This is a genomic window from Alkalibacterium putridalgicola, from assembly GCF_040959045.1.
Lineage (GTDB): Bacteria > Bacillota > Bacilli > Lactobacillales > Carnobacteriaceae_A > Alkalibacterium > Alkalibacterium putridalgicola.
Window position 1 is genome coordinate 1,636,688 of record NZ_CP162615.1, and the last position, 26,231, is coordinate 1,662,918.

Genomic DNA, 26,231 nt, shown 5'->3' on the forward strand with positions numbered 1-26,231 from the left:
CTTTTTCTCTATTCACAATTTAAACCACCCGTCTTGAAAAATATTTCAACAGCATGCTATTTAATCAGCTTTTATCATTTCTTTTATTCGTTCAAACGTTTTTTCTCCTATACCGGACACGTTCATCAGTTCTTCTATTGACTTAAATGGACCGTTCGTCTCTCTATACTTAATGATTTCCGCCGCTTTACTCGGACCAATGCCATCCAACTGAAGCATCTCTGTTTCATCTGCTGAATTGATATCAATGATAGTTTCTTTTGTCAGATGATTTTCAGACATGCCGGACAACTGTGTCGTTTCCTCGCCCGTTGCCGGTATATAGACATACATTTCATCTACCAGTAGCTGTGCAAAATTAATAGTCTTAGAATCGGCTTCTTCTGTCAGACCACCTGCCGCCTCTACTGCATCGATCACGCGCTGTTCTGCATTGAGAGAAAAAACCCCCGGATACTTTACAGCCCCTTTCACATCAACGACTACAGTCACTGTTTCCTGTGATTTCCCCTCCTGATGCAGGAGCTCTTCATTTTCTTCTTTCTCCTCTTCCTCAGGCATCTGAGAAGGATTTTCCATCAACGACTCCAATAAGACAGTATCTGCCGTTTCATCACCCTCATCAGAATCTGATAACACCCCGAAATAACCAATTAAAAGTATCCCGATAACGAGAATGCCTATACTTATTTCCTTAACGTATCTGATTTGCTTCATGTCTTGTCGAACCCCTCCTTCAACTCCTCACCTATTATATTATCCAAAAAAATAAAAACTCACTTTAAAACTCTGATCAAAATACAATTTTATTGCGTCATTAAATAATGACTTAGGAATGCTCTGATTATATTGATACATGAACGCTAGACTGGCTACTTAAAGTATACAGATCTTAGAAAAAAACGAAGAGGCAAGGATATTAGTCCCTACCTCTTCGTATTATTATTTAATCGATATTATTTAGATAATCAATAGCATCACTGATGTGGTCAACAGGTACGATCTCCATATCTGTGTTAATGTCTTCTGCTGCTTCGAGTGCCGTTTCATAATTCGATTGCAGATCAGGATACTCTTCCAGTACCTGACTGTCGATTTCATCATCCGGAGCAAAGAAAACGGCAGCTCCTTCTTCATGTGCAGCTACAACTTTCTTGTCAATTCCTCCTATGCGGCCAACATCACCATTTTCAGCAATAGTGCCCGTTCCGGCAACTACCAGATCGCTGTCAAAGTCTTCAACAAGCATTTTATAAATTTGCAGCGAGAACATCAGTCCAGCTGAGGGGCCACCGATATTCCCAGCATCTATTGAAACCTCTGGAGATGTCGTAACTGAAGATTGCGTCACCAGCGTAATGCCGATACCCGGATTACCAGTTTCCTCGATCAAAATCAGTTCGCCACTCACTTGGGTCGTCTCTCCGCTTCTGACAACAGTGAGGGTCACTTCATCTCCCACAGACTGCTGGCTGATATACTCGATGAACCCGTCTGTGTTCTCAAAAGATTCTCCATTGATTTCAGAAATACTGTCCCCCATCTCCAGCTCATCATAGAAGTTGGATTCCGGAGACACCGACATCACATAAACTCCTTCATATTCTATATCATAAGGTAACTCAGCTGCATTAAATGCTGCGGCTTTAGCTGTGTCAATGGAATAATCCATGTAATACTGCTGTAGCATACGATAATCATCATAATCATCATAACTGCCAAGCATATCTGCTTCGCTAACTCCGGAATGATAGGGTAAAAACTGAAAGAGCGAAGAAAACGGCGTAGCTCTGAAAACCTCAATGGTCGTCAGCATATACTGACTGTCTGAGCCATCTGTTTGTCCATCTACCTCTACTTTATCGTTAATGACCACAGCACTTCCGGGTCTTTCGATAAAATATGGAATAGGCAGAAAAAATAAAAGATAAACGGCCAGTCCCAGAAGAAATGTTTTTAAAATAAATCGTTTCTTATTCACTTGTCTTTATCCACCTTCATCATTGCTTTCTTCAATCTATCCTCTACACCGCTGGGGACAAGTTGGTGTACATCGCCTCCGTAAAAGGCAATTTCTTTCACCATGGTCGAACTGATGGACTGGTACTCTGCATCAGAAATCAGACAAAGGGTCTCGATACCCTCATCCATGAGAGAATTCAGATCGGCTATATCCCGTTCATATTCAAAATCCTTTACGGATCGGATACCTCGAATCAGCAGTCTGGCATTTTTTTCTCTTGCCAGTTTAACGGTCAATCCATCATGGGCAATGATCTGACAGTTTTCAATATTCCTGTCCAGCAAACTGTCTTTAACCATTGAGAGCCGTTCTTCTTCAGAAAACAAATAGTTTTTTGCCGTACTCGCACTTACCACGACGATCAGCTCATCCACCAGGTCTGCTGCTCTTTCCATAATGTTCAAATGACCATACGTCAACGGATCAAAGCTTCCTACATACAGGGCTCTTTTCATTCGGCGGCCACCTTTTCATACAGAGAAATGCGCGTGGTACCATATATCTTATCTTTTATAAATCTCAGAGTTGGGGCATCGAAGTCCAGCGACACGTCTTTATCTGTTTCACACACTATGACAGCACGATCATTCACTAACTGGTAGTCAAGAAGCTGTTTCACTACCTGTTCCAGCTCTTGTCTGCCATAAGGAGGATCAAGCAGCACCAGATCGAAAGATTCCCCAAGCTGTCTAAGATTTTCCAGAGCCTGAGTATCCTTTTTCTTCCAGACAATAAATTTTTCCTGCTCTTTCGTTATCTTGACATTCTCATTGATCGTCTTTATTGACTGGTGGCTGTGATCGACTAGATACGCTTTCTTCATACCTCTCGATACCGCTTCGATCCCAAGAGCCCCGCTTCCCGAATAAAGATCCAGAGCATGACCGCCATCAAAATACGGACCGATCATGTGGAATAAGGATTCTTTCACTTTATCTGTAGTAGGACGGGTACTCTGACCGGGAACAGCTTTGAGTCTTCTACCCCCGAATTCTCCTGATATAATTCTCATGCACGATCACCCTTCACTATTATTTAAACATACTGCCCAACATATTATCTTCATCTTCTTTTTCTGATAATGCTGCAACTTCATCCAAGATGCCGTCAAAAGTATTTGGCAGGTCACATCGATAAGACTCTTCAACCTTTCTCACGAAATGCTGTTTTGCGATCGTGCCGGCGGTTGCTTCCATATCCTCCCGGTTCACATAAATGATTGCATAGTTCATACTTTTCGACACATAATGGACAAGACCATAACGCTTTAACTTGTTTACATATTTTGTGGTATACAGCCAGACAACTAATCCGGCTCTGGTGCTTTTTTCCTGTTCCAAGTTTTTCACCTTCTTCTGTTTTTTTCATTATAACAAAAAAGTCCCTCCACACGAGAGGGACTTTTAATCTGTTTCACTCTTTTTAGTTGGAATTAAAAGCGTCTGTGTATAAATCATTTAAATGTTTTTCTAAAGAACTCAACATTAAATGTCCTTCTTCTTCATCCATCATGCCCATAGCGATCGCAAACTCCACTTTTTTTGAAAAACCAAACATTTGGGTATCAATGACTTCTTCAAAAGCAGGGCAAGCAACACACAAATGCTGCTGGTTTTCGATCAAAGAAGCTATTTTTCTAGCGTCTTCATTTAAAACGTCTTTAGCAAGAGCAATCTGTAATTGATCCATAAGTCTATCCTTCCTCAAACTATTTCCATCGCTTTCTTTTTACAAGTATATCATAACTGTACTGAGTTGAAAATATAAAAGAAATGAGATGAGATTCAGTTCAAATTCAATAGCTTACAGTGAACGTTTCGCTGCTTTCTCACGTTCGTTTTTATTCAAGATTTTCTTTCTTAATCGGATAGATTCGGGTGTAACTTCGCAATATTCGTCATCAGCTAAGAATTCCAAAGATTCTTCAAGTGTCATGATGCGCGGACGTTTGATAACATTAGTCTGATCTTTATTTGCAGAACGGACATTCGTCTTCTGTTTTTCTTTAGTGACGTTAACAGCTATATCTGTATCTCTGTTATGCTGCCCGACGATCATCCCTTCATAAACTTCTGTACCAGGTTCTACGAAGATGACCCCACGGTCTTCCAGATTCATAATACTATAGGTCGTTGCTGCACCGTTTTCCATAGAAACCAACGCACCATAACGACGTTCACCAGTCTTACCTTGTGCCAACGGTAAATACTGATCAAAGGTGTGGTTCATGATACCATAGCCACGAGTCAGAGATAAGAAATCATTTGTGAAACCGATCAAACCACGAGCAGGCGCCAGGAATATCAAACGAACCTGTCCATTTCCAGTATGGATCATGTCCTGCATTTCACCTTTACGCTGGCTCAAGTTCTCAATAACTGAACCCATGTACTCTTCGGGTGTGTCGATTTGTACACGTTCAAATGGTTCACATTTCACACCATCAATTTCCTTAACGATAACTTCAGGTTTGGATACCTGTAACTCAAAGCCTTCACGACGCAGATTCTCGATCAGGATAGATAAGTGTAACTCACCTCGTCCAGAAACGATCCACGCATCAGGAGATTCAGTTTGTTCTACACGAAGTGATACATCGGTCTGAAGCTGCATCATTAGACGTTCTTCGATCTTTCTTGATGTTACCCATTTACCTTCTCGGCCTGCAAACGGAGAGTTATTCACTAAGAAAGTCATTTGTAACGTTGGCTCATCGATGTGAAGAATAGGCAACGGATCTACATGGTCTGCAGGTGTCACTGTTTCTCCAACGAAAATGTCTTCAAATCCTGAAACAGCAATTAAATCTCCGGCTTTAGCTTCTTCGATTTCTACACGATCGAGTCCAAAGAAACCAAACAGTTTTGTTACACGGAAATTCTTGGTTGACCCGTCCAGTTTACTTAACGTAACGTTGTCTCCAACTTTTATTTTCCCTCTGAATACACGACCGATACCTATTCTTCCAACGTAGTCATTGTAATCAAGCAACGATACTTGGAATTGTAAAGGTTCGTCACTGTTATCCACAGGGGCAGGAATTTCTTTTAAAATACTTTCAAAGATAGGCTCCATCGTGTCCTGCTGATCTGCCAGGTCATCCGAAAGACTGCTTGTCCCATTGATTGCAGAAGCGTAAACAACCGGGAATTCCAGCTGATCTTCATCTGCGTCTAACTCAATAAGCAGGTCTACAACTTCGTCAACGACTTCTGCTGGTCGAGCAGTATCTTTATCAATTTTGTTAACAACAACAATCGGTCTCAATTTCATTTCCAGCGCTTTTTTTAGAACAAAACGTGTCTGAGGCATCGTTCCTTCGTAAGCATCTACGACAAGAATAACACCGTCGACCATTTTCATGATACGTTCCACTTCTCCACCGAAGTCGGCATGTCCTGGTGTGTCCAGAATGTTGATGTTGTGGTCCTTATATTTAACAGCTGTATTTTTAGCCAGTATCGTGATGCCACGTTCTTTTTCCAGATCATTATTATCCATGGCTCTTTCACTTAATTCACCATGAGCATCCAACGTATCAGACTGTTTCAGCAACTCGTCAACCAGCGTCGTTTTACCATGGTCAACGTGAGCTATTATTGCAATATTTCTTATATCATCTCTTTTTTTCATAATATTCCTCCGAATTCATTACCTTAGAATCTAATTATTTGTTGTCGTTTTCATAGAGCTTTCTTTTATGTTCATCATAAAAAGCACTTATTCTTGATAGATTCACACTCAAGAATAAATGCTCTCCAAATATCCTATATTGTTGCCCCAAGTATTATAACAGTAATACAAACAAAATTACAAGCTATTCCCTCATTATATATTCATAAGTTTCATAATTTCGTCATGAGCTTTTGGGGTCGCAAAAACGATATTGTTATTCTTGAGTAAATCTAATGGTTCATTATTAAATTGAGTAGCTTTCAATCCGAGTTCTTCCATAAATAAAATGCCTGGAGCAATATCCCAAGGCTTTAAGTTCGTAGCGATATAAGCCGCAATACTTCCTTTCGCCACTTCAACTGTCTCAAGCCCGGCAGAACCGACCAGTCTTAAACCTAAACTCTTTCTAGCTATTTTTCTGACTTTATCATATTTGTCTTCAATCATAATACTAGAATTCGTAGCGAGCATACCTTCACTCAAGGATACATTCGCTGGTTCACTTAACAGTTGTTCGTTACAACTGACCCCTTCGCCTTTAATTGCCTTGTACAATTTATTGAGGGTAAGGTCATAGATATAGCTTTGCACCGGTACTCCATCTTCGTAAACAGCTAACATCAAAGCGAAATTTTCGTTCTGAAGTATAAAATTCAATGTTCCATCAATAGGATCCACGAACCAGACTGTCCCGCTCATGTTTTCAACAGCATCTCCGAATCCTTCTTCTCCTAAAATACGATCTTCAGGATAAGCTGAGCGGATTCTTTCAACCAACTCTTTCTCCACCCACTTGTCCATGTTCGTTACTAAATCATTGGCCGATGTCTTCTGTTCGATTTCCAATTGATTATCTTTTTTTTGAATAATGACCCGACTTATCTCATCGATCCATTTAATGACCGTTTTATCTCTATTCATTCTATTCTCCGACATAATTTCTCCTCATTTCACACATCTTTAATCTAAGTTTAAATGAGTAGACAGCAAATTGCAAAAACAAAGAGATTCCCGGCTTTTAAGCCGAGAATCTCCCGTGTTTACAACCTTACACTTATTACATGTGGATAGGTAAACCTAATGCTGCTTCAGCCGCGTCCATGACAACTTCACCTAATGAAGGATGTCCGTGGATCGTTAAGGCGATATCTTCAGCGTTCATACCACTTTCAATAGCTAAACCAAGCTCAGCTATGATGTCTGAAGCACTGATCCCCGCAACTTGAGCACCAACGATGACATTGTCTTCTTTCGTTGTTACTAAACGTACGAAACCTTCAGTAGCGTTAAGAGATAATGCACGACCGTTACCACCAAGTGGGAATTTTGTGACTTTAACATCAAGATCTTTTTCTTTTGCTTCACTTTCAGTGTATCCAACAGATGCGATTTCAGGATCTGTGAAAGCTACGGCTGGAAGTGCGCGGTAATCCACAGCTACTTTTTTACCGGAAATAGCTTCAGCAGCTATTTTAGCTTCATAACTTGCTTTGTGTGCTAAAGCAGGTCCTGGAACGACGTCACCGATAGCATAGATACTATTAATGTTCGTTCTGCCTTGTTCGTTGACTTCAATCAATCCACGATCACTGACTTTAACACCAGCTTGTTCAAGACCTAATTCATCAGTATTTGGCTTACGTCCTACTGTAACCAATACATAATCCACATCCAGAGATTTTTCTTCTCCATCAGCTTCATACTTAACAGTTACGCCGTTATCTGTAACAGTTGACTCTTTAGCCATTGCGTTAGTAATGATATCTACTCCGCGGTTCTTGAAGTTTTTCTCTACAAGCTTGACCATGTCTTTGTCGAAACCATTCAAGATTGAAGGAAGACCTTCAAGAATCGTGATTTCAGTACCTAAATTGGCATAGACACCCGCTAATTCAGAACCGATGTATCCACCGCCAACGATAGCCATTTTTTTAGGAATCTCAGTCAGATTCAATGCACCGGTAGAGTCTAAAACACGGTCACTGAATTTAAATCCTGGAATTTCGATTGGACGGCTGCCTGTTGCGATGATCGCATTGTTGAAGGAATAGGTTTGCGCACTATCTTCTCCCATGACACGCATTGTATTCTCGTCATTAAAGAATGCTTCCCCACGTAAGATCTCTACTTTGTTCTTCTTAAGAAGGCCTTCAACACCTTTAGTCAGTTTATTGACGACTTGAGTGTTTTTCCATTCCTGTGTTTTCGCAAAGTCGATTTCAACATTTTTAGAAGTAACACCGAATACTGTTGAATCAAGTGATTCCTGATACTTATGTCCAGCAGTGATCAATGCTTTTGAAGGAATACATCCAACGTTCAAGCATACGCCACCTATAAATTCTTTCTCTACAATAGCGACTTTCTGTCCCATTTGTGCGGCACGAATAGCTGCCACATATCCACCAGGTCCAGCTCCGACAACTACTGTATCCAGTTCAATTGCGAAATCTCCTACTACCATTTATGATTCACCTTATCCTTCCATTAATAATAACTCAGGATCTGCCAACAGACGTTTTAATTCGTTCATGGCTTTTTGACCTGTTGCACCGTCAATAACACGATGATCGAACACTAACGACAATGCCAGCATTGGAGCAGCAACGACTTCTCCTTCGTCATTTACGATTGCTTTTTTAGCGATACGTCCAACACCTAAAATAGCGACTTCTGGATGGTTGATGATCGGCGTGAACCAACCGCCGCCTACTGAACCAATATTAGAAATTGAAATCGATCCGTCTGCCATATCACTTGATTTCAATTTGCCTTCATGTGCTTTAGCGCCTAGTTCTGAAATTTCAGAAGCGATGTTGAACATTGATTTCTTATCAGCATCTGAAACAACCGGAACATAAAGTCCTTGATCAGTATCCGCAGCAATACCGATGTTGAAGTAGTTTTTGTAAACAACTTCATCAGTCGTATCATCGATAGATGAGTTAAGTGCCGGGAATTTCTTCATGACAGCGATGATCGCTTTAACAACATATGGCAAGAAAGTCAATTTAACATCTTGCTCAGCTGCAATCGTCTTGAATTTCGTACGGTGTGCCATCAATTTCGTTACATCTACTTCATCAAACAATGATACAGATGGAATCGTCAAGCTGCTGTTGACCATTGCTTTTGAAATTGCTTTACGGGTCGTTGACATTTTTTCTCTGGTTTCTTCATCAGAACGACCAGATTTAAATGGTTTGACATTAGTGGAAACCGCAGAAGTCGTTCCTTTAGCTTCACTCTGTGAGCTATCTTCAGTAGCAGCTGTTTCTTGAGAAGCTGCAGCTTGTCCGCCACCTTGAAGGAAGTTATCGATATCGTCGCGTGTCGTACGCCCGCCTTTGCCTGATGCTTCTACAAGGCTGATATCAACATCTTTTTCACGTGCATACTGTCTGACAGACGGCATGGCAAGAACGCGTTTGTTAGAATCAGCAGTCTTAACAACATCATCAGAAACACTTGCTTCTGATTGCGCCGGATCTGTTTTTTCAGCGCCGGCTTTAGCTTCTTCAGACGATACTTCTGATTTAGCAGCTGTTTCTTCTGCTGCTTCTTCTGAATCCTCACTGTCACCTTCGTGTCCTTCAGCATCGATCTCAACAATAGGATCACCTACAGAAGCGACTGTTCCTGGTTCTACCAAGAATTTCTTGATCGTTCCATCTACTGGAGAGGCTAGTTCCTCAACTGATTTATCGTTTTGGATTTCAGCAATAGAATCGCCTTCTTCGATGGTGTCTCCTTCAGAAACTAACCAGCTGACGATTTCTCCTTCAGCCATGCCTTCCCCGACATCAGGGAGTTTAAATGTAAAAGCCATTGTAATTTTCTTCCCTTCTAAAATGATTTTACTTTGAATGTGTTCATTCAGTACTGACAGTTAACGTTAATTAAAATTCAACTGTTTCTTTGATTGCTGCAGTAATATCTTTAGCGTTTGGTAACCAGGTGTTCTCGATTTGACCAAATGGATATACCGTATCAGGGGCAGAAACGAAGCCGATAGGTGCTTCTAATGAAAGAATAGCACGCTGAGAAACTTCAGAAATAACAGTGTTTCCGACACCGGCCTGACGTTGAGCTTCCTGAACCATAACCATACGGCCAGTTTTTTCAACAGATTTAACTACTGTTTCATAATCAACTGGTGAGACTGTGCGCAGGTCAAGTACTTCAACTGATACATTGTCTTTTTCCAGCTGTTCTGCAGCTTTAAGTGCTTCACGTACCATATAACCGTAGGCTACTACAGTAACGTCAGAACCTTCTTTAGCAACTCCCGCTTTTCCTAGAGGGACCGTGTACTGTTCTTCAGGAACTTCATCACGGAATGAACGGTATAATTTCATGTGTTCAAGAAATACAACAGGATCTTCATCGCGGATAGCTGAAGTTAGCAACCCTTTAGCATCGTATGGGTTTGAAGGGATAACGACTTTAAGTCCTGGTGACTGAGCCATCAAACCTTCTAAACTGTCTGCGTGCATTTCTGGTGTGTGAACACCGCCACCAAATGGTGAACGAACTACGGCTGGCAAGTTTAATTTGCCGCCTGTACGGTAACGTGTACGCGCCATTTGACCAACAATTGAATCCATGACTTCGAAAACGAATCCGAAGAACTGGATTTCCATTACTGGACGGAAGCCTTGAACAGCTAAACCAAATGCCATACCGCCGATTCCAGATTCAGCAAGCGGAGTGTCATTGACACGGTCTTCACCGTGTTTATCAAAAAGACCTTGAGTCGCACGGAAAACACCGCCGTTTTTACCTACGTCTTCACCGAATACCAGGACTTTTTCATCACGAGCCATTTCTTGATCTAAGGCTTCCGTGATCGCTTGAATCATTGTAAGATTCGCCATGATTATTTACTCTCCTTTGCTTCATATTTCTCGATCTGCTCAACGATATTCTGACCAGGCTCGCCGTGCATGTTTTTCAGGAATTCTGAAACTTTCATTTTTGGAGCTTGATCTGCTTCTTTGGCAGCTTGTTTGATTTCTTCTTTAGTTTTTTCGATCAGCTCTTCTTCTTTTTCGTCAGTCCATAGTCCTTTTTCTTTCAGGAAGTTACGGAAGCGAATAAGCGGATCTCTTTGTTCCCAGTAATCGAACGATTCTTGTTCACGGTAACGCGTTGGATCATCACCAGATGTTGAGTGTGGTCCGAAACGGGATGTGATCGTTTCGATCAGTACTGGACCATTACCTGAAGCAGCCCATTCACGTGCCTGCTTAGTTACTGCATATACTGCCAATGGATCCATACCATCGACCTGGATTCCAGGGATACCAGCAGCAGCAGCTTTTTGAGCCAGCGTATTAGCAGCGGACTGTTTCTCACGAGGAGTGGAAATAGCATAGCCGTTGTTTTGAATGAAGAAGACGATAGGTGCTTTGTAACGACCGGCAAAGTTCATACCTTCGTATACATCACCCTGTGAAGATCCGCCGTCACCAGTATAAGTGAAGGTTACTTCATCTTCTTTTCCAGCCAGTTTCTGTCCTACTGCATTACCCATCGCTTGGATATACTGTGCACCGATAATGATTTGAGGACCCATTGCATGTAAATCTTCAGGATAGTTATTGCCTTCCACATGTCCTCTTGACCATAAGAATGCTTGGGATACTGATAAGCCGTGTTGAATCAATTGTGGAATATCACGATATCCCGGATATAGCCAATCTTGTTTTTTGAATGCGAAATGACTTGCTAGCTGTGAAGCTTCCTGTCCCATTGTTGGAGCATAGAAACCTAATCTTCCTTGACGAGCTAACGCCATTGAGCGGTCGTGAAGGACTCGTGACCACACCATTCTTGTCATTAATTCTACTAATTCATCATCAGATAAATCCGGCATGATGTCGTTGTTAACAACGTTCCCATCTTTATCTAATATTTGAACCATCGGAAACGAAGCTTCGATCGAACTTAATAATGCTTCGTAATCAACTGGTTGCTTTGCCATAGATTACCCATTCCTCTCTCTTTATATAATTAAGTGTTACAGCGCTTTTTGACTGTTACATTTTTATCTATTCCTTTTCCAATTTATCATTTTTTTAAGTGAAATGCAAGCGATAGCGTCTTAATTGACCGGGAAGAAATACCGGCACAAAAGGATTGTCGGGTCATTGTGATACAAAGCACAACGTTACTGTTATACTCTCTGGAATGATGAGATTTTAAAATTTATTTTAATAAAGTAATACAGGGAAAAAAACTGTTATATAAAAGACCCGAAAAAAAAAAAGTGTACCAGTTGATTTTTCAGAAAAATTATCATGTGAAATCCATCACTCTTAATAAACAAACATAACTTATCAGCTATTTTTATAAATTTAATAATAAAGGTGCAGAAATTAGGAAAAACTGTTAAAATACTAGTGAACTTGCTTAAGGAGGAAATGAAAATGTTGACCATGAATGATGTTATACGTGAAGGACACCCTACTTTACGTAAAGTAGCGGGTAAAATGACTCTTCCCTTGACTGATGAAGAAAAAGATTTGGCAGATAAAATGTTGGAATTTTTAAAGAACAGCCAGGACCCTGAAACAGCTGAAAAATATGAATTACGACCAGGAGTCGGTATAGCGGCTCCGCAAGTAAATGTTTCCAAGCGCATGATCGCCGTTCATGTTCCTTCTGATGATCCCGAAGAGTCTGAACCCGAATTCAGCGGGGTATTGATCAACCCAAAGATCGTCAGTCATTCTGTTCAGCAGACTTGCCTGTCAGAAGGAGAAGGATGCTTGTCTGTGGACCGGGAAGTGCCGGGATATGTCCCCAGACATAAACGTATCAAAGTTGAATATGTCGATATTGACGGCAACACACAGAAAAAACGTTTGAAGAACTTTCCTGCCATTGTGGTTCAACATGAAATTGACCACTTGAACGGCGTCATGTTTTATGACCACATCGATCCAGATAACCCTTTAGCCCTCCCTGATGATTTGGAAGTATTAGGATCAGCAGAATAGAACAATATACTCCGGTATAGACTCTGCCTGCTTATTTATCAATATTCGTTAAAAAACCGCGTTCCCGGTTCAGCATGTAGTATGCATGCTGAACCGGGAACGCGGTTTTTGTCTACCTTTCTTATCCCAGTTATTCTGGTTCTCTAATTATGACTCGCCTTTCATCTCATCTGCTGGATCCACTGGTTCTCGAAGTTCCTTCCTTTTTTCCTTATGATAATGGAAAGCCTCCAATATGGGAATCATTATTGCTGCAACGAATCCCCCAGAAAAGCCATTATTATAAAGATTTATCCCGCCATGAAGAGTGTCTGTATTACTTACAATACTTAAATGGAACGCTCCAGCTAACATACCGATCACTACGCCATATCTTCCAGCTATCGGGGCAATGGTTGTTCCAAACAACCCTGCAGTGACTACTCCTGTTAAACTCATGTCATAATTGTTCAAATATCCCATCAAAGTCACTCCTATAAGGATAGGTATGACATTTCTGATATGTTTACCAAAAGCTCCAAAACCGACCACAGTTAAGATACCACCTATAACTGGTCCATTTAATTCTCCGCCATGAAACAGAACATAGCCCAGGGATAGATATCCTAGTAATGACATATTGATCAAAGTAATGCTAAAACCATTCAGATCAAGAAAATCAGTTGAAAGCTGACCGGAATGTTGCAGCAATTCTCCGTATCCCTTTAACGTCCAATGATTAAAGTGAAGCCCAGTGATCATCATAATTGAGAATAAAACAAGAAAAATGATGATGAAAGGTTCATTATGACCGGAAGATAAGAGCGATACCGGCTCTACTTCTCTCCCTGTGCTACGAATAATAGAAACGAATAAGGTACCTATAACACCGCATGTAAATCCTATATTATAAACACTAAAGCCCTTAGTAAATTTAACGATATGATGAGCTAAAGGAGGAATAATATAGCCGGCAATAAAGCCGGCTAGGTATCCGTAGAAGATACCGGACAACAAGGATAGACCGATATTAAATGAGATCTCACTAACAAGTGGGCCTAAAGCAGTACCAAACAATGCAGCAAGTAATGAATGTTCAGCCGGTGCTTTAGTTGACCATGCATATGCAAAAGCACCTAAAACTATCGGCGTAGAGTTATAAAGATTCTTACCAAAAAAGGAAAAAGCAGCAACTGTTAATACGCCGGCAATGACAGCTCCATTGATCCTTGCCTTTGACATTTTAATGATCAATATTGAATGAGCTGTTAATATTGCTGAATTGAAAAGTGTTGCTCCGACGTTTGATATAGCAAAATAATCTGTTACTAAATTTGAAGGAGACAGGAGTATAACGATTTGCCCTTCCAGTATTTCCTCCGGTGAATTAAATAGAAAAGCCAGAATAGCGAAAAAGAAAGCAATAAACCAAAAAAATCCATACTTTAATGTTTGAGAAGCCGTTGTAAATTCTATTTGAGATGATTTATTTTCTAAGTTCATCAAGTCCTCTCCTCGTATAATAAGTTTGTAGTTAAGAATTGTTCTTAACTTAGTTGATTGATTAACTGTTTGAAAGAATGGAGCTTTCTCCCCCATGGGGGAGAAAAATTTCAAAAAGTCGCTTTTGATGATCCATTCACTTTAGTTCTTTGATAATTAAATATCTTGGTTATCGCTTGGTCATTCCGTGCTGTTTCTGTGTAAAATAGAACTAGATGGAAGATGGTTCTAAATGGGATGAAGCTTTCCTCTCCTTGTAGTTCGACTACTCATTAAGCATGCTTCCCGTCACAATGTTGAGACTATTTACTCATAAGCTGTATGGCTTGGTTCTTGTGTCCGTTGGTCTTAGGAAACCTTCGGTTTTGGCAGCTACACAAGAAACGAGTTAAATACTTATGCGCGAGGTTAAGGCACGCATTGTGTTACAGGGATAGCCCGGAGTGACCAAGCTTACCTTCCAAATTTATAACGAAAGGGGGAACCCTTCCATGAAATTATTTGTCGGTTTAGACGTAAGTAAAGCGAAGCTTGATGCTTGTTTTCTCTTACGTGAAGATGATACCAATACGATTCTTTGGCAAGAGACAGTAGCGAATAGTGAGTCAGGCGCCACAATGATTAAAGACCAAATCCTTCGCTTTCACGAGGAGTTGAATTTTGACAAAATACTTGTAGGTATGGAAGCGACTGGTCAATACAGTATGCATCCGTCCTTATTCTTCTCAAATGATCCAGAGTTGAAACTGATTAACGTTGAAACCATTGTAGAAAATCCGCGGGTTATTCATCGTTTTTCTAAAGTCTGGACAGAAGAAAAGAATGATAAATTAGACGCCCAAATCATTGCTGAGTTTTTGACAACTGGAAAGCATACGAAAACTCAACCACGAGAGGAAAAATTCGTTGCTCTACTACGTTTTACTCGTACACGCTATCAGTTGATTCGTCAGATGACCGAAGCCCAGCAGCACTACGTGGAAAATCTTTATTACAAGTGCAACACTCTTTCGAGTGACTTAAAAGCTGAAAATATAAGCACCTCTGTGTTTAGTTCAACGATGATTCAATTAATGAATGGCGATATTTCAATGGCTGAGATTCGGACAATGAATAGCGTTGAGCTAGCTGCTTTACTTCAAAAGTTTGGGCGAGGACGCTTTAAAGATCCTGTCAAATTAGCTAAAGTCATTAGAAAATCTGTCTCAGACTCTTATCGCTTAGGCAAACTAGCACAAGACAGTATTGATATCAATCTAGGTGTTCAAATGCGTGTTATACGTGGATTTGAACAAGAAATAAAAATCATTGATAAAGCTATTGAGAATATTATGGAAACCATCGATAGCGCCAAAACATTGTTAAGCATTCCAGGCATTGGACCTGTTTATGCCGCAGGCATTATCGCTGAAGTTGGTCAAATCGACCGATTTAACCACGAAGCTCAATTGGCAAAATACGCTGGTCTTTATTGGCCAAAACATCAATCTGGTAACTATCAAAAAGAAAAGACACCAATGTCTAAGTCAGGAAACCGTTATTTACGTTATTACTTAGTTCAAGCTGCCAACTCTGTAAGACGATATATTCCTGAGTATGAAGCCTATTACCAGAAAAAATATAAAGAAGTACCGAAAACACAACACAAACGAGCCCTCGTCTTAACTGCACGAAAATTAGTGCGTCTGGTGTTTGCACTCCTAAGCGATCACCAACTCTATATCGCAAGATCGGAGGCGATGGAGTCTTAAGAGAAACTATTTCTTAAGGACGACTATCCGAAGATATAAACCGAACGTATTTTCGAATACGTGGCGGTTTAGTTCAGTGTACCCTTTTTTATGAAAATAGGTTGTCATTTTTAATCTATTCTCTTGACTTAACACCATAATGCTTTTGTAGATATTTAAAATAATGTCGTATACTAATATACCACTTTTCAATAGATGAAGATAGTTTTTTTATCAATCTAATAGAAATATTCATTTAAAAGTGGTTATGGTCATCTGAATTTTCAGCAACCATTCTAGAGGGGAGCTCAACATAGTAATAATTTTCCGATTATGTTTAGTTATATCTTAGCATAGCTCTGTGCTGAAAGGAATACTGTTCAACAACAAAATACCACACTAGAATTTCAAATTAAGTAAAATGTGTGTAGATTCTGCATAGTAACAGGAAATCTTTACCTTGGCTTAACTTTAAAAAATCTAAAATTGATTTTTATGCTTTAACTTTAAGGCATATCTTTTAGTTCTCTGATTTTAAGTTTAACTTTTAATTTTATGTTGCTTCTTGTACTTATCAACGGGATAAATCACCTTGGTTACATCGGCGATTCGAAGTGACTCTTTACTATTCTTATGTTTTTCCATAAGTGCTTTCAGTTCAGCTACCTGTCTATCTGTCAGCATTTCATCGCCTCCATTCTCATATTTCACTGTAAGTGTAGATTATATACTAAAAATGTAAGCGTTTCAATAAATATATTTGAAACTTTAATTCAATTACCGGTACTTCGCGATTGTACCTTATCTTCTAGTGAAGTCGTCTGTTAATTCCAGCTGCACCGACTGTGATCGAACACTAATAAGCTGTCGGAATAAAAAAAGAACTGCAGAACAAAACACAAAAACGTGTGTTTTGTTCTGCAGTTCTTAAAAAATTATGGAGATAAGCGGGCTCGAACCGCTGACCTCTTCGCTGCCAGCGAAGCGCTCTCCCAACTGAGCTATACCCCCAAAAAGAATGTCCTTTTATATTATTACTTATTTCAATCTATTTGTCCAGAGTAAATTTTATTTTGAACATTCTTTTTTTGATTCTTTTTTTGATTTTTTTGATTTATTTATATTGGCAACTTTATTATTTAATGTACTTCATTTTACGTAAAGCACTGGGAATGCCATTATTCTCATTAGATTCTGTTACACTATCTGCAACATCTTTTACTTCTTTTTCTGCATTTCCCATAGCAATTCCTGTACCTACATGTCTGATCATTTCAATATCATTCATGCCATCACCGAAAGCTATGACATCGTTCAGATTTATCCCCATATGATTAGCTAATATCTTTATAGTCAGATATTTCGATCCGTCTGCAGGTAACACGTCTATCCCCTCTTTATACCAGCGTACAAATCTGAAATGACTGAACTTATCAGCGTAAATATCCATTTCTTCTTCAGAAATAAATAACAGACACTGAACAAGCGGATTTTTCTTGTAAAATTCTTTGTCATAAGCTGGAACATCAAAGCCTACAAATGTCATACCGTTTGTCATACGTTTACCGGGCACTTCATTCCTGCGTCTTAAATCATCTATTGTTTCATAGACCAGTTGGTGGTCATGTGCATCGGCAATGTCAATCAACTTTTCCAAATCCTCTTCATTTAGAAAATTTGTATAAATAGCTTCATCTTTATAGTATGCCGCCGCACCGTTACATACGATGTAACTGGAAATCCCTAATTCCTCAATGACTTCTTTCGCCATCGTACGATTCCTTCCGGTCGCTATTGCAACTTCATGTGATTCGCTTAACTCTTTGATCGCCTGCTTCGTTTCTAACGGGATGGACTTGCTATTATCCAGGACAGTTCCATCGATATCAAATATAAAAAGCTTTTTATTTTCCAATGCCAGACACTCCTTCACTATACATACACGTTCTACTATATCTAAATTTCCGGCAAACTACAATCCGATTTTTCTGATTTGTTCTCCTCTATGCTGTTTTCCTTATTCTATACTTATTATTTTTAGTATGGTAGAATAATTATAACAGTGGTTTCTTACACCACGCACCGAGCGGAGATTATCAAAATAGGTTTACCTTTTTAATTTACTATATATCACAGTTAGGCAAAGTAAGATTTTTAATAGATCAATAATTATGACAAGGGAGTTATATAATGAAACCAAATATAAAAAACAACGAAACGGCCATCTTTGCATTAGGCGGCTTAAACGAGATAGGTAAAAATACCTATGCTATACAATTTCAAGATGAAATCATCTTGATCGATGCCGGAATCAAGTTTCCGGAAGATGATCTGCTGGGAATCGATTATGTTATACCTGATTACTCTTATCTGGTAGAAAATAAGGATAAGATCCAGGGACTCTTCATCACTCATGGACATGAAGACCATGTAGGTGGAACGCCTTATCTGTTGAGAGAACTCAATATTCCTATATATGCAGGAAAACTGGCACTTGCTTTGATCAGAAACAAATTAAGCGAACACCATCTGCTCCGTTCAGCAACCCTGCACGAGATAAATGAAGACACTGTAATCAAGTTCAGAAAGACTCAGGTATCTTTCTTCAGAACCACCCATAGTGTTCCTGAAGCTTACGGCATCGTTGTTAAAACACCAAATGGAAACATTGTAGAAACTGGAGACTTTAAATTCGATTTCACACCCGTGGGAGAACCTGCCAACCTGCATAAGATGGCTCGTATCGGCGAAGAAGGCGTGCTCGCCTTACTGTCAGACAGTACAAATGCTGAGATCCCCAACTTCACAAAATCCGAGAAAGTAGTCGGTGACTCGATCAGAAGCTTATTCAAAAAAATCGACGGGCGTATCATCTTTGCTACTTTTGCCTCAAATATTTCAAGAGTCCAGCAAGCCATTGAGGCGGCAAACAAAACAGGGCGCAAAATTGCCGTGTTTGGGCGCAGCATGGTCAACAATTTGGAAACAGGTAAAGAGTTAGGATATATTCAGGCAGATGAAGGAACATTTATCCATCCGAATGAAATAAAGAACTATAAAGCAAATGAAGTTCTGATTTTATGTACTGGGTCTCAGGGAGAACCGATGGCAGCCTTGAGCAGGATCGCAAACGGTACACACAGACAAATTTCTATTCAGCCTGGAGATAACGTTATCTTTTCAAGCTCTCCTATTCCAGGCAATACAATGAGCGTCAACCGTGTCATTAATCAATTGCTTGAAGCTGGAGCAAACGTTATTCATGGTAAAATAAATAACATCCACACATCCGGTCATGGTGGCCAGCAGGAACAGAAATTAATGCTGCAGCTTATGAAGCCAAAATACTTTGTCCCTATTCATGGAGAACATCGTATGCAGCGTATCCACGCCCAGCTTGCTCAGCAAACTGGTGTACCAAAAGACAACTGTTTCATACTGGATAATGGAGATATCCTTGCTTTCACCGAAGACACCGCCAGACGCGCAGGTGAAATCGAAGCAAGAGATGTTTATGTAGACGGCAGTGGCGTTGGGGATATCGGCAACGTTGTCCTTAGAGACCGTAAGATCCTTTCTGATAACGGACTTGTCGTCGTTGTTGCTACGATCGACGCTAAGAAGAAACAGGTCCTCGCCGGTCCCGATATCATTTCCAGAGGATTCATTTATATGAGAGAATCTGAAGAACTGATCCAGAAAGCACAAAAAGTTGCTTATGACAGTATTCAGCGCTCATTCAAACATAAACAACTGAATGAATATAAAATGAGAAATGAATTGATCGATGACATTAAAGCCTTTCTCTTTGCAGAGACAGAACGTCGTCCCATTATTTTACCCGTCATTTTAACGAACTAATTAGATGAAAAGGCCTCAGTCAAGTGAGTACGCTTTACTTGACTGAGGCCTTTTTACTATTCATTTTCAACGATGTCATGTCTGAACGCATAAATCGCTACCTGCGTACGGTCTTCCACTTCCAATTTTGACAAGATATTAGAGACATGTGTTTTCACAGTTTTCAATGTAATAAACAATTCATCCGCGATATCCTGATTAGTGTAGCCCTTGGATATGAGTTGGACGACTTCGTTTTCACGACTTGTTAGTCTGTCATGCAAGTGTCCTTCATTCTCTTCATGTCTTTTTTCTTCAAGAATGCTCGTCACTTCATCTTCAATATAGTATTGTCCATTATAGGTTTCTCTGATCGCCTGAGCTATCTCTGTTGCAGAAGACGTCTTCAGGATATAACCGCATGCACCGGCTTCCATCGCCGGATAGACTTTCTCATCATCAATAAAACTAGTTAAAATAATGATTTTTGCTTCAGGCCACCTCTTCATTATTTCAATAGTGGCTTCGGTTCCATCCATCACTTCCATAACAAGATCCATTAAAATGATATCCGGCTTTTCTTCTACAGCCAGTTCAATACTTGCCTCTCCATCTGCAGCTTCTGCCACCACTTCAAAATCTTCCTGAATAGAGAAAAAGGATGACAAGCCTAATCTCACCATTTCATGGTCGTCCACCAGCATCAATCGTATCACATGATCACTCTCCTCATACTAAAGGTACATTTATTTCAATACGTGTCCCAAAGTTTGGAAGAGACACAATTTTAACGCTCCCTCCCATACCTTCTATCCGTTCTTTTATATTATGTAGCCCGTAACTGCCCGCTTTTTTATTGTTGACATCAAATCCGACACCGTCATCATTCACTCTAAGCTGGATCCCACTGCTGTTTTGTGTTAAATAAACTTCCAGTACTTCCGCTTTTGCATGTCTCAGAACATTCGACAACAGTTCCTGCAGAATTCTGAAAAAATGATCCTCCATAATAGTGGGCATGACGATTCTTTCTATCTGATAATGAATATCCACTTCGATTTTGGACGAGAGTTCTTTCAGCAGCTGTTCTACGCCCTCTTTCAAAGACTTCCCGTCTAGCTGTACCGGTCTAAGATGAAGAAGCAGCGCACGCATTTCTGTCTGAGAAGCATTGATCGTCTGCTCGACCATCTTCAACTGTTTTATTAAAGATTCAGGACAGTCGCCTGCCTGCTGATTAGCTGCAGAAAGCATCATGGACGCAGCAAATAACTGCTGAGATACAGAGTCATGCAGTTCTCTAGCAATGCGTTTTCTTTCGCCTTCCAGGATATCGTTTTTTGTTTCATTATCCAGTGTCTTGGATTCTTCTGCATTTTTCAACGCTTCATCAGCCATGAACATCAATTTTTCATGCAGTTTCAGGAACTGTCTGTCAATATCCTCATTTATCTGCAACGGCGTATCCAGTGAATACATATTTAGAAAAATCGAGGCAGAGTAATGCCCTTGACTCATCATCCTCAAACATTCTTCCACTTTTCTCAGCTTCTTTTTCTCAAATGATCTTAAATAAGAAAGCGTCACGACTGCCAGGATAAACGAAAAGAAAATGAGATAAAAAATTAGAGAAACACCGACAATGTTTGCCCTGTAAAGCGCCGTGACCCACTGATATTCAGAAAGGGACAAGAAAATAAACACTGTAATAAAGAGAAGAATAAAAAAGAACAGCAAAAAATACTTAAATAAGTGGGACAAGGTCTTTTTCATAAATAGACGACCTCTACTTCCCCTATGATCGTACTGGAAACGACTTTGATTTTTCGCAAAGCTTTCCCATAATTCTGAGACTGCCATTTGACTGTTTCGTTTTTCAAGTCAAAAACTTCATCCTCAATAATAAGCTTCCCTAGAATGATACTGACATCTAGAGATATAGCTACATCTTTCGGTATGAATAATTTCGTATCACCGAAACCTTTTCTCAGCATCAAAACATTTTCTTTCATCGGCAAAACAGTGTTCCCCAAATCAAAAAATGTATCACCCATGATTTTCTGATGATTATGATCTTCCCATTCAAAGATATCTTTACCTACAAAATCATCACCGATCCATTTGTTTCGATACAGCTTCAGTTCATTGGCTTCCAGTTCATTCCACTGAATCGAGATGAATTCTTTATCGCGCCAGTACTGTTTTTTTCTAAAAAAAGGATCACGCATCGTATTGAGCAGCTTCTCATCAGAGCTTAATTGAAAAAGAAGAAACAGGACAAGCAATACCCAAAAGGCACTTGTAAAAACAAACGAGGCTAGAAAGAAAGCAATGCTTGTCCAAAGATAGTTGGTGTGACGCTGCGTTTCTTTAGGAGAGGATTTATATAGAATAAGAAAACCTAAAGCTAATATCAAAAATAAGAGAAAAACAAAATTATGAACGATTTGATATAACATCCAGACGAATAACACTACCAGCGTTGCTTTATAAGCATAGGTACTCATAGCCTTCACTCTCCTTTATTTAGTCTACAGCAAGTATAGCGAAATTTTTTCAAAATAGCATCACTTTATCATAAAGATAGGTCCTAAGACTGATAAAAAAGCTAAAGGCTCATCCTTCTCAGACAAGTCTTTAGCTTATTTTTTTATTTAGACAACTTTTGTGATTTCTACTGACATCGTCCCGCCAGGTGTTTGGATATCAACTTTATCTCCAACTTTTTTTCCAAGCAAGGCTTGTGCTATAGGAGATTCATTTGAAATTTTACCTGAGAAAGGATCCGCTTCAGCTTTACCGACAATGGTATATTCTTCTTCAATTCCATCCGGGAGTTCTTTGAACATAACTGATCGCCCTAAAGTCACTTCTCCTTCTTTAGAATTGGAACTGTCAATAATTTCAGCATTTTGCAGCATGTTTTCAAGAGTGCTTATTCGGCCTTCGATAAACGCCTGCTCATCTTTAGCAGATTCATACTCTGAGTTCTCGGATAAATCTCCGAATCCTCTAGCTATCTTGATCCGTTCAACAACTTCTTTTCTCTTTACTGACTTTAGTTCGTTTAATTCGTTTTCCAGCTTTTCTTTTCCTTGAGCTGTCATTGGATATACTTTTTCTGTCATCATTATCATTCACCTCATAAAATACTTTAGTCTAATAATAGCTATATATCAAAAAATTTAATGTCAACTAAATTCTCAATGGAATTAAGATACCATGAACGTTTGTCGATGTAAAGCGTTTTTATAAAATTAGAGCCCCTCTTTTACAAGGAGCGCTCTTGAAAGATGGTATGTATCTTCGTCGTCATCAAATCAATGGCCACTTGATTTCTTCCACCTTCGGGGATAATAATATCTGCGTATTTTTTTGTTGGTTCTATGAATTGGGAGTGCATCGGCTTTACAACAGTTAGATACTGTTCAATGACATTGTCCAGTGTCCTCCCCCGCTCCTCGATGTCTCTTTTAATGCGACGAATGATCCTTATATCATCATCCGTATCGACATAGACTTTGATATCCATTAAGTCTCTCAAGCGGGCATCTTCAAGTATCAGGATTCCCTCGAGAATGATGACTTCTTTCGGTTCCTGCAGGATCGTTTTGTCGCTTCTTGTATGTCGAGTGTAATCATAAACCGGTTTATTGATACTTTTGTAGTTTAATAAATCGTGTAGATGAGAAATAAGTAAGTCTGTATCAAAAGCAAAAGGATGATCATAATTTGTTTTTAAACGCTCTTCGAAACTTAGATGATCCTGATTTTTATAATAAGAGTCCTGTTCAAGCATCATGATCGATTTACCGGGAAAATAGTTGTAAATAGCCTGACTGACACTCGTCTTCCCGCTGCCCGATCCTCCAGTTACTCCTATGACAATAGGTTTGTCTTTTTGATTCTTATTCATTACACAATTCCTTTCTTAAATTGACGGTATAGTGGTCTTAACAAAAGCACTGAGTCAATAAAGACTCAATGCTTTTAATTATTATCGTAAATATTCATCTCTATAGTCCAAATGCTGCTCATATGTCTCTGAAAAATATACTTCTCGTGTCGCTAAATCAGCGAGAAAATACATATAATCTGTTTCAGCAGGATAAAGAGTGGCTTGAATGGCTTCTTCAGACGGATTATTTACCGGTCCAGGTCCAAGCCCTGTGTTTTGATACAAATTATAGGGGGAATCAACTTCCAGATCATCATAGGTTATTCTTTCCTGATGCTCTCCAAGAGCATAGGTTACACTCACATCTGTCTGAAGGGCCATGCCGACATCAAGACGATTGTAAAAGACACCAGCGATCAGTTCACGGTCTTCATAAGTAATACCTTCTCGTTCAACAAAAGAAGCCAGTGTCAATATGTCGTGAACAGTCGTTTCCTGTTCTTTGATTTCAGTATAATGTTCCTGGAACACTTGATCCATTCGACTGATCATTTGTGTAACTAACTGTTCCATTGTTGTATCATCAAGAAACTCGTATGTAGCAGGAAAAAGATACCCTTCCAATGTATACAGTGTTTCTTCCTTGACTTCCATTGCTCCAGTCAAAAGATCCGGATATTCTTCCAATTTTTCTTCCAGAAAAGCATCGCTTTCGATCAGTTCAAAGAATTCATCGACTGAATAATCTGTCTGTTGTTCAATAACGATAGCCACCTGTTCTACAGTAAATCCTTCGGGGATCGTGATGCTCCCTGCCGATTCTTCCATGATCGGTGTGCCACCCTCTTGAAGCTGGGACACGATTTCTTCTGTAGACATCGAAGGTGAAAATAGATAGTAGCCTGCTTGGAAGCCCTCTTCTCCAGTAAATCTTAAATGATAATTAAAGACGAATGCACTCCGTATGATATTATTTTCCTCAAGTATACGAGCAATATCTGTCCGTGATGAACCAATAGGGATTTCTACCGGGACATCTGTGTTTCTTTCCGGCTCTAGCGGTTCCAGTGAGGAGGTATAGTACTGATACCCCGATACAACGAGCACAATAATTAATATGATCAGAATTGAAACGATACTCAATACAATTTTTCTTACCGTCTTGGTTGACTTTCTATCAGGCATGAACTGTCCATCCTTTTTTGTTAAGATAGTTATCTTAATCATTATACACAATATCCAGTGTATAGAAAAGATAATTCTATGCTACAATCGAATTTTCCGCACGTTAATGTTGTACTTTCAAGATTACTTTATATCTGACTCAAAAAAAAAGACGGATAGCCGTGAGACTTTCATAACTGCTTCCAGATGAAAGCGACTCACTACTGATATCCGTCTTTCTGTTTGCTTTTTTACTTAATCTTCTTCTTCATCACTTATAAATGTATTTAATACTTCTTCGATCATTTCCCATTCTTCATCAGAATCGATGGAACTTAATGTTCCTTCAAGCCCGCCTTCTGATTCTTTATAAGAAAATGCAGACAATTCGACTTCATCACCTTCACTTGTTCCAGCTGGATAGACAAGGACATAGGATTTATCGAAGTCTTCTGATTCAAAAGTGAAAAGGATCTCATATAATTCTTCATTACCCTCTTCATCTATGATCGTTATGTGCTCATGGTCGTGGTTGTGATCATGGTTGTGGTCAGTTGACATAGTTATTTCCTCCTTTAGCTTTTTGACTGCTGATCTAAATAATTTTGTAATATCATCACAGCCGCAAGTTTATCGATTACTTTTTTTCGTTTTTTACGGGAAGTATTTCCTTCTTCTATCAGCATTCTTGTTGCCTGCATGGTTGTCAGCCGTTCATCGACATACGTGACCGGCAAACCGAAACATTCTTTTATCCTGTCACCGTATTCCATAGAGATTTCTGCCCGTTCGCCGATCGTGCCATCCATATTTTTCGGGAGCCCGACAACGAACGACTCTACTTCATACTCTTCGATGAGTTCTTTTAAACGGTCCAGTCCGAATTCTTCTCTGGATTCATTTATTTTTATTGTTTCTATTCCCTGTGCCGTCCATCCAAAATAATCACTGACAGCCACACCTACCGTTTTTGATCCGACGTCCAAACCCATTATCCGCATATTATTTTTTTGTCTCAATATATCGCGTAACGAGTTCTTCCAGGACTTCGTCTCTCTCGTGCCGCTTGATCAGGTTTCTGGCATCGTTATGACGAGGTATATATGCCGGATCTCCGGATAATAGATAGCCGACGATCTGATTGATAGGATTATACCCTTTTTCTTCTAATGCAGTATATACGAGTTTCAATGTTTCTTCAACACTGTGTTCATCGATATTATCTACATTAAATCGAACAGTATGGTCATTTGAAGTCATCTAATGTTCCCTCCGTCTTTTCATTACAGAATATAAGTGGCTAGTTGATCATATTCTTTCTGAAAGTTTCTAGTATGTCCATTTTACTAGAAATCAACCCAAAGTACAATGCATTCTATGATGTGAAATCGAAATATGAATATACTTATTCATTT

The 26,231-nt window shown here is 39.5% G+C and carries 27 protein-coding genes and 1 tRNA gene; 3 read left to right on the plus strand and 25 right to left on the minus strand.

All coding sequences use genetic code 11. The features are described from left to right. Positions 1–60 precede the first annotated feature (60 nt). From AB4027_RS07705 to pdhA, 12 genes are all read right to left on the minus strand, one after another. Positions 61–717, minus strand: coding sequence for a helix-hairpin-helix domain-containing protein (locus tag AB4027_RS07705; protein WP_368644910.1), 657 nt, complete (start codon positions 715–717; stop codon positions 61–63). Between the two features lie 229 nt (positions 718–946). Continuing rightward, positions 947–1,981 (minus strand): SepM family pheromone-processing serine protease, encoded by a 1,035-nt coding sequence (locus AB4027_RS07710; RefSeq protein ID WP_368644911.1) that lies wholly within the window; start codon positions 1,979–1,981, stop codon positions 947–949. Next, a complete protein-coding gene (gene coaD, locus AB4027_RS07715) occupies positions 1,978–2,478 on the minus strand; it encodes a pantetheine-phosphate adenylyltransferase (RefSeq protein ID WP_368644912.1) in 501 nt (166 codons plus the stop codon). The genes AB4027_RS07710 and coaD overlap by 4 nt, the downstream gene beginning before the upstream one ends. After that, positions 2,475–3,035 carry a 16S rRNA (guanine(966)-N(2))-methyltransferase RsmD gene (gene rsmD, locus AB4027_RS07720; RefSeq protein WP_368644913.1) on the minus strand — a complete coding sequence of 187 codons (561 nt, stop codon included), beginning with the start codon at positions 3,033–3,035 and terminating at the stop codon, positions 2,475–2,477. Before rsmD ends, coaD begins: the two co-directional genes overlap by 4 nt. Positions 3,036–3,054: 19 nt before the next feature. Beyond that, positions 3,055–3,363: a YlbG family protein gene (locus AB4027_RS07725; RefSeq protein WP_177165408.1), complete on the minus strand. Its 309-nt coding sequence runs from the start codon at positions 3,361–3,363 to the stop codon at positions 3,055–3,057. A gap of 82 nt (positions 3,364–3,445) precedes the next feature. Further along, positions 3,446–3,712 (minus strand): DUF1507 family protein, encoded by a 267-nt coding sequence (locus tag AB4027_RS07730; protein ID WP_091486025.1) that lies wholly within the window; start codon positions 3,710–3,712, stop codon positions 3,446–3,448. A 114-nt stretch (positions 3,713–3,826) separates the two neighbouring features. Next, complete coding sequence (gene typA, locus AB4027_RS07735) at positions 3,827–5,656, minus strand: translational GTPase TypA (RefSeq protein ID WP_368644914.1); 1,830 nt, start codon at positions 5,654–5,656, stop codon at positions 3,827–3,829. A gap of 195 nt (positions 5,657–5,851) precedes the next feature. Then, complete coding sequence (locus tag AB4027_RS07740) at positions 5,852–6,634, minus strand: inositol monophosphatase family protein (RefSeq protein WP_368644915.1); 783 nt, start codon at positions 6,632–6,634, stop codon at positions 5,852–5,854. A 121-nt stretch (positions 6,635–6,755) separates the two neighbouring features. Then, entirely contained in the window at positions 6,756–8,162 is a 1,407-nt protein-coding gene (lpdA, locus tag AB4027_RS07745) for a dihydrolipoyl dehydrogenase (RefSeq protein ID WP_091486030.1), read from the minus strand. Between the two features lie 12 nt (positions 8,163–8,174). Further along, on the minus strand, positions 8,175–9,527 hold the full coding sequence (locus AB4027_RS07750) for a dihydrolipoamide acetyltransferase family protein (protein WP_143058648.1): 1,353 nt from the start codon (positions 9,525–9,527) through the stop codon (positions 8,175–8,177). Positions 9,528–9,597: 70 nt separating this feature from the next. Further along, entirely contained in the window at positions 9,598–10,575 is a 978-nt protein-coding gene (locus tag AB4027_RS07755; protein WP_091486033.1) for an alpha-ketoacid dehydrogenase subunit beta, read from the minus strand. A gap of 2 nt (positions 10,576–10,577) precedes the next feature. Next, positions 10,578–11,684 carry a pyruvate dehydrogenase (acetyl-transferring) E1 component subunit alpha gene (gene pdhA / locus AB4027_RS07760; protein WP_091486035.1) on the minus strand — a complete coding sequence of 369 codons (1,107 nt, stop codon included), beginning with the start codon at positions 11,682–11,684 and terminating at the stop codon, positions 10,578–10,580. Between the two features lie 445 nt (positions 11,685–12,129). Here pdhA and def point away from each other — a divergent pair, with 445 nt between their 5' ends. After that, on the plus strand, positions 12,130–12,702 hold the full coding sequence (def, locus tag AB4027_RS07765) for a peptide deformylase (protein WP_091486038.1): 573 nt from the start codon (positions 12,130–12,132) through the stop codon (positions 12,700–12,702). A 147-nt stretch (positions 12,703–12,849) separates the two neighbouring features. Here the strand turns inward: def and AB4027_RS07770 are convergent, their stop codons facing one another. Continuing rightward, on the minus strand, positions 12,850–14,184 hold the full coding sequence (locus AB4027_RS07770) for a DUF1576 domain-containing protein (RefSeq protein WP_368644916.1): 1,335 nt from the start codon (positions 14,182–14,184) through the stop codon (positions 12,850–12,852). 491 nt (positions 14,185–14,675) lie between these two features. On the opposite strand from AB4027_RS07770, the gene AB4027_RS07775 reads away from it, so the two are divergent. After that, a complete protein-coding gene (locus AB4027_RS07775) occupies positions 14,676–15,935 on the plus strand; it encodes an IS110 family transposase (RefSeq protein WP_368644917.1) in 1,260 nt (419 codons plus the stop codon). A 519-nt stretch (positions 15,936–16,454) separates the two neighbouring features. On the opposite strand, the gene AB4027_RS07780 is transcribed toward AB4027_RS07775, so the two are convergent. From AB4027_RS07780 to AB4027_RS07790, 3 genes are all read right to left on the minus strand, one after another. After that, positions 16,455–16,598, minus strand: a complete 144-nt coding sequence (locus tag AB4027_RS07780) for a hypothetical protein (protein ID WP_368644918.1) — start codon at positions 16,596–16,598, stop codon at positions 16,455–16,457. A gap of 254 nt (positions 16,599–16,852) precedes the next feature. Then, a tRNA-Ala gene (locus AB4027_RS07785) sits at positions 16,853–16,925 on the minus strand. 124 nt (positions 16,926–17,049) lie between these two features. Further along, positions 17,050–17,829 (minus strand): Cof-type HAD-IIB family hydrolase, encoded by a 780-nt coding sequence (locus AB4027_RS07790; protein WP_091486042.1) that lies wholly within the window; start codon positions 17,827–17,829, stop codon positions 17,050–17,052. A 275-nt stretch (positions 17,830–18,104) separates the two neighbouring features. Between AB4027_RS07790 and AB4027_RS07795 the strand changes: the two genes are divergently transcribed. Next, positions 18,105–19,775, plus strand: coding sequence for a ribonuclease J (locus tag AB4027_RS07795; RefSeq protein WP_368644919.1), 1,671 nt, complete (start codon positions 18,105–18,107; stop codon positions 19,773–19,775). A gap of 56 nt (positions 19,776–19,831) precedes the next feature. On the opposite strand, the gene AB4027_RS07800 is transcribed toward AB4027_RS07795, so the two are convergent. From AB4027_RS07800 to AB4027_RS07840, 9 genes are all read right to left on the minus strand, one after another. After that, positions 19,832–20,470, minus strand: coding sequence for a response regulator (locus AB4027_RS07800; RefSeq protein WP_368644920.1), 639 nt, complete (start codon positions 20,468–20,470; stop codon positions 19,832–19,834). 13 nt (positions 20,471–20,483) lie between these two features. Continuing rightward, positions 20,484–21,527 carry a sensor histidine kinase gene (locus AB4027_RS07805; protein ID WP_368644921.1) on the minus strand — a complete coding sequence of 348 codons (1,044 nt, stop codon included), beginning with the start codon at positions 21,525–21,527 and terminating at the stop codon, positions 20,484–20,486. Further along, on the minus strand, positions 21,524–22,261 hold the full coding sequence (gene liaF / locus AB4027_RS07810; protein WP_091486054.1) for a cell wall-active antibiotics response protein LiaF: 738 nt from the start codon (positions 22,259–22,261) through the stop codon (positions 21,524–21,526). The genes AB4027_RS07805 and liaF overlap by 4 nt, the downstream gene beginning before the upstream one ends. A gap of 147 nt (positions 22,262–22,408) precedes the next feature. Continuing rightward, complete coding sequence (greA, locus tag AB4027_RS07815) at positions 22,409–22,882, minus strand: transcription elongation factor GreA (protein WP_091486166.1); 474 nt, start codon at positions 22,880–22,882, stop codon at positions 22,409–22,411. Between the two features lie 143 nt (positions 22,883–23,025). Next, positions 23,026–23,670, minus strand: a complete 645-nt coding sequence (udk, locus tag AB4027_RS07820; protein WP_091486056.1) for a uridine kinase — start codon at positions 23,668–23,670, stop codon at positions 23,026–23,028. Positions 23,671–23,751: 81 nt separating this feature from the next. Continuing rightward, positions 23,752–24,837 carry an endolytic transglycosylase MltG gene (mltG, locus tag AB4027_RS07825; protein WP_368644922.1) on the minus strand — a complete coding sequence of 362 codons (1,086 nt, stop codon included), beginning with the start codon at positions 24,835–24,837 and terminating at the stop codon, positions 23,752–23,754. 234 nt (positions 24,838–25,071) lie between these two features. After that, positions 25,072–25,377, minus strand: coding sequence for a DUF1292 domain-containing protein (locus AB4027_RS07830; protein WP_091486061.1), 306 nt, complete (start codon positions 25,375–25,377; stop codon positions 25,072–25,074). Positions 25,378–25,391: 14 nt separating this feature from the next. Next, positions 25,392–25,817, minus strand: a complete 426-nt coding sequence (ruvX, locus tag AB4027_RS07835; protein ID WP_091486064.1) for a Holliday junction resolvase RuvX — start codon at positions 25,815–25,817, stop codon at positions 25,392–25,394. Position 25,818: 1 nt separating this feature from the next. After that, positions 25,819–26,076, minus strand: coding sequence for an IreB family regulatory phosphoprotein (locus AB4027_RS07840; protein ID WP_091486067.1), 258 nt, complete (start codon positions 26,074–26,076; stop codon positions 25,819–25,821). Positions 26,077–26,231: the final 155 nt, after the last annotated feature.